The 4,565-nt window shown below is 60.8% G+C and carries 1 protein-coding gene; it reads right to left on the bottom strand.

The features are described 5' to 3' along the window. The coding region (locus tag AB4037_RS34325; RefSeq protein ID WP_441774628.1) for an FG-GAP-like repeat-containing protein at positions 1-4,539 on the bottom strand (4,539 nt) is incomplete at its 3' end. Positions 4,540-4,565 lie beyond the last annotated feature (26 nt).

Consider the following 4,565-nt stretch of genomic DNA (forward strand, 5'->3'; position numbering starts at 1 on the left):
CAGCCAGGCATGCTTGTTGGCCGCCGTGGTCTGCTTGCCGACATTGAAGGCGCCCGAGCGCGCCTCGTCATAGAGGAAGCCGATATTGTCGCGCTGCGGATCGCCATTGGGCAGATCCGACCGCATGATCTGGCCGGTCACCCGGTTCAGCCGGTCATAGTTGTAGCCCGTCTTCTGGCCCTTGGCGTCCGTCAGCGTCAGGAGGTTGCCGCCATCGTCATAGACATAGCTCCATGTCCCCAGGTCCGGATCCTTCACCGAGGTGCGCCGGCCCAAAGTGTCGAACACATTGGTCCAGCTGTTGCCCGCCGGATCCGACAGGCTGGTCAACCGGCCCAGCCCGTCATAGCCCAGCGTGCGGTGGAGCGCCCGGCCCTGCTTATAGGCCGTCTGGCGCACCGTCCGCCCATAGGCATCGCTCACCGCCACCGTCTTGCGGTTCAGCTCGTCCGTCGTCGTCGTCTGCAGGAAGGCGCCCGTAACGCTCGCAGGATCCGCCGCCTCATAGCTCATCGTCTTGAAGCTGTTGTCCGGGTTCGTCACCTTGATCGGACGGTCACGGCTGTCAAAGCGGGTGAGGGTCAGCTGAGGCTGCTCGCTCGACTGGTAGAAGTAGGGCAGTGAGGTCGCCGCCTTGTTGCCACGGGCGTCATAACCCGTATGCGTCACGCTGGCATGGGCCGGATCGGCCGTGCGCGCCGCCGTCATCACCTCCCGGCCATAGCCGTCGAACATGATCTGGGACCAGATGTTCCCCTGCCCCGCCGCCCCCGCTGTCTCGACCTGGATGAACTGGTTCTGGGCATTGCCGATTGCGTTGTAAGCGAAGGTCTTGAACGCCCCCAAGGGCTGGGTCACCGAGGTGATCCGGCACAGGGCGTCATAGCCATAGCTCGTGGTCTGCCCGTTCAGGTCGATCATCCCCGTCAGCGTCTGGCACACCGGATCGGTGATCGGTTGCGTCTTCTGCCGCGTGTCTCCGTTCTGCACATAGAGCGGGTTGCGCTCCTCCACCGGGAACAGGTGATAGGTGGTATCGTACAGCGTCTCCGTCCGGTTGCCCAACCCGTCCGTCGACGACACCTTGTTGCCATAGGCGTCATAGCTCGCCGACGTCGTCAGCCAGCGATTGCCCGGATCGAGCCAGGACCGCGTGCTGGTGACGTCCCCCTTCACCGGCGGCGTCGCCTCGCTCGCCCCGTCATAGAGCGTGCGCGTGTCGCTCATCAACACGCCGGCATTGCTGGTCCCCTTGTAGACCAGCGTCCGCCACGGCAACGAGGTGATGAAGGCGCCCGTGTTCGGTGCATGGTCGTTGATCGTGACCCGCTCGTCGCCCGCCACGTCCGCGTCGCCATTCTCCAGCAACTGCGTGACGTTGCCATACGCGTCATACGTCCGAGACACACTGCTCCGGCGCGTGACGCCCGCCACGATCTCCTGCTTCTCGGATCCCGTGTTGAAGGCGGTATAGGGCAACGTCAGCGCCGGCACTGTACCCGTTACCGGCGGCCAGTTCGCCTGCAGCCCGGCCGTGGTCATCACGCTCCAGCTCTCCGCCTCGCGCGCCAGCACCGTGGTGCTGTCCTGCGTGCTGTAGGCGGTCTTCAACACCTTGCCTGCCGTGGCCAGGCTCTGGTCGAAGGTGTAGTCGATGCGCGGCCGCCCTGTCTCCCCGGCATTGGCCGGCAGCAGCGCAACCCCCATGCCGAAGCCCAGGAAACGACGCTCGGCCGCATTGTACAGCGCGTTCGAATAGGAATAGTCCGTCGTACCAACCGTGCCGCGGCCGTCATCCCGCGTCACGGACGACACCGTCTGAAGAATCGAGGGCGAAACGCTGCCCGCAGGGCGAACTGCCAGCCACGGATAGGAACTCGAAGGCTTGTAGGCGATCGCGGCGCTCGCCCCCAACGGCCCCTTAACCGTCGTCAACAGATCAGGGAATGCCGTAGCTAAGGCAAAATAATTAGCACCGTTTTCAACGTGATAAGGACTAGCGATATTTGGAAATTTTCGCAAAGCACCCGCGACGAGATCGTCACGCCCGTCCTCATTCACGTCCGCTATGGTGCCGATTGTCGGAAATTGCCCTGGAACCGCGACAAATTCGCCTTGGCCCAAGCTTCCTTCGCGCGACAGCAATATCGTGGATGTCGACGTTGAAACGATATCGGCCGGCGGATTGGGCGAAACATGATTGTTGAGGACAATGTCCTGTCGGCCGTCGCCATCGAAATCGCCCGCGAGCAGCAGAGGAAAGCAACCGAACGTACTTCCTCCTGTACCTCCCGTCGAGGGGACGAAAACTATAACCCCCGCGCACCAATCTCCAAACTGAATGTTTCTGGTCCAGATCTGCCGTTCAAATCCTGTTCCCGTCGAAAGAAAAACTGCAACATCATAAGTGCGTGCAACCGGTGTCTCCAACAAGGTGACAATATCGGCCTTACTGTCTCCGTTGACATCCGCGACGACGAAAGGTGAGGATCCATAAATGCGAGTGACAGATTCTTCGTTAAAAAATGCAAAATTACCAGAAAAGTCCCCGACATTGGCTTGAGAGAACGCATTGCCATTGGAGTAAAAAGACGTAAATCGAATGGTCCCATTCTTTGAAGTAGCGACGAAGTAATCAGACTTACCATCTCCGTTAAGATCGGCATATGTATCGCCGATGAAATGGTTCGAATTTATAATTTGTGGACGCTGCGGCATTTGGAGGGGTGCAAGAGCCGTCGTCCCTCCAAACGGGTGAATAATGTAAGTTCCCATATAAATAAGTTCAGGATTGGTTTGAGATGGCCCATGCCACGCAGCGACCTGAAGCTCCTTTATCCCATCGCCATCGACATCGAGAACTCTTTCTACGTTTAAATAGGTGTTTCCATTTACCGAGACATTCAGATCGGTGAAAGTACCATTGCTATTGCCCTGTAATACCCGCATCGAGAGGGTGGTATACGATGAGCCGGAATCTGGATCATTATAAGTAGTCCAAAAGGCCACGACCAAGTCTGGTCGCCCATCTGCATTAAGATCTTCAACCTGAGGAAATCCTACACTGGTTACGGCATTCCCCGTCGTCCAGTAACAGCCAAAGTTCTGGGAAGTCGTCCTTGCAGGGCGCGACTTCGTTGCCGTCTCCGTTATTTCCAGATAATAACACTTCTGGCCATTGATCGAAATACTTCCAGGCTTCTTGCCAAAAAAAATCTTATCCGGAATCCCATCACCATTTACGTCTTTATTGTATATTGCTACGTTGAAGAGAGTCGTATTATTTTTGCTCCATACATCTGCGCCAGGTACGGCCCCGCTCCACCCGAATGTGATGGGCGGCAGGCTTGTGCCGCCGGAGAGGCGGTTCTGGCTGAGGCTGGCATCGCGGCCGAACTGGGTGACCGCGGTCAGGCGCGAGTAGCCCGTGGCCGGGCTGAGCTCATAGTCGAGATTATAGCCCCGCACCCGGTTGTTCGCCGTGGTGATGTCGATGGAAGCCAGACGCCTGTCCAGCGTGGCGATCGACTTGCCCGTCGCCTGGCTCAGCTTGGCCGCCCCGCTGGTGGCCTCCAGGTTGAAGGCGACGCGCGTGCCGTTGTAGCTGATCGAGGCCGGCCAGCAGACCGGATCGCCCACGCAGGCATAGTCGTAAACAACCTCGTTGCCATGGGTGTCCGTCACCTTGCGCAGCAGCCAGCGCGTGTCGTCGCGTAGCTGCGCATCGGTGGAAGGCGCCGCCCCGTTCGTGTACCAGCCCGGCACCGAGGCCGGCGAGACATAGCTCGACACCGTGCCGTCCCGGGCCGCAACCTCCCAGCTCGTGGTGGTGCCGCTGACGATGCGCTTGACCCGTACGAAGCTTTCCACCCGGGTGGCATAATAGCTCACCCCGGCTCCGGACGCTCCCGTGGTGCAGGCCGGGCTGGTCATCCCCGCCGTGCAAGCCACCAGCCGATCGCCGTCCAGCACGAACTCGTCCGTATCCGCATAGCGCGGCGCCCCGCCCACCGCCGACGAACGGGTGATGTCCGACAGGCCGGACAAAGAAAAGCCCACACCGGCAAGCCCGGCCCAATAGCCCCCCGCCCGAGCGCCGGCATTGGAATCATAGCGCAGCGACACTTTGGGCTCGAGCCCATGATAAACAGGCACCCCGATCGACACCGACTGGGTGAAGGAGCCGTTGAAACTGGCCGGCTCGGCCTTGGTCGCCAGCGCACTCGCACTGGCGATCGCCTTCAGGGGATCCTCCCCGGGTGTATCGCTTGCCGCCGCCGTTGCTGCCATGGTCGACAGGCTCTCGGCCGGCGCCTCCGCGGCGCCTTCCTCCGGCGTCGCGGCTTCACCTGTGCCGTCCTTGGCCTGCTGGCCGCTCTCGCTGCCGGCCGCTCCCTTGGCAGCCGATGTTCCCGCCTGGCTCTCCGGCTTGTTCGAAACGGTCGAAGCGGTCCCACTTCCAGAACCATCCGTGCCACGCTGCGATCCAGCCGCCTTGCTCGCCGCGGCCGGGTCCACCCGCATCAGGTCGGGCAACAAGGGAGGCTGGCTCGTGCTGATGCCGG

The organism is Labrys sp. KB_33_2 (genome assembly GCF_052114505.1).
Classification (GTDB): Bacteria; Pseudomonadota; Alphaproteobacteria; order Rhizobiales; family Labraceae; genus Labrys.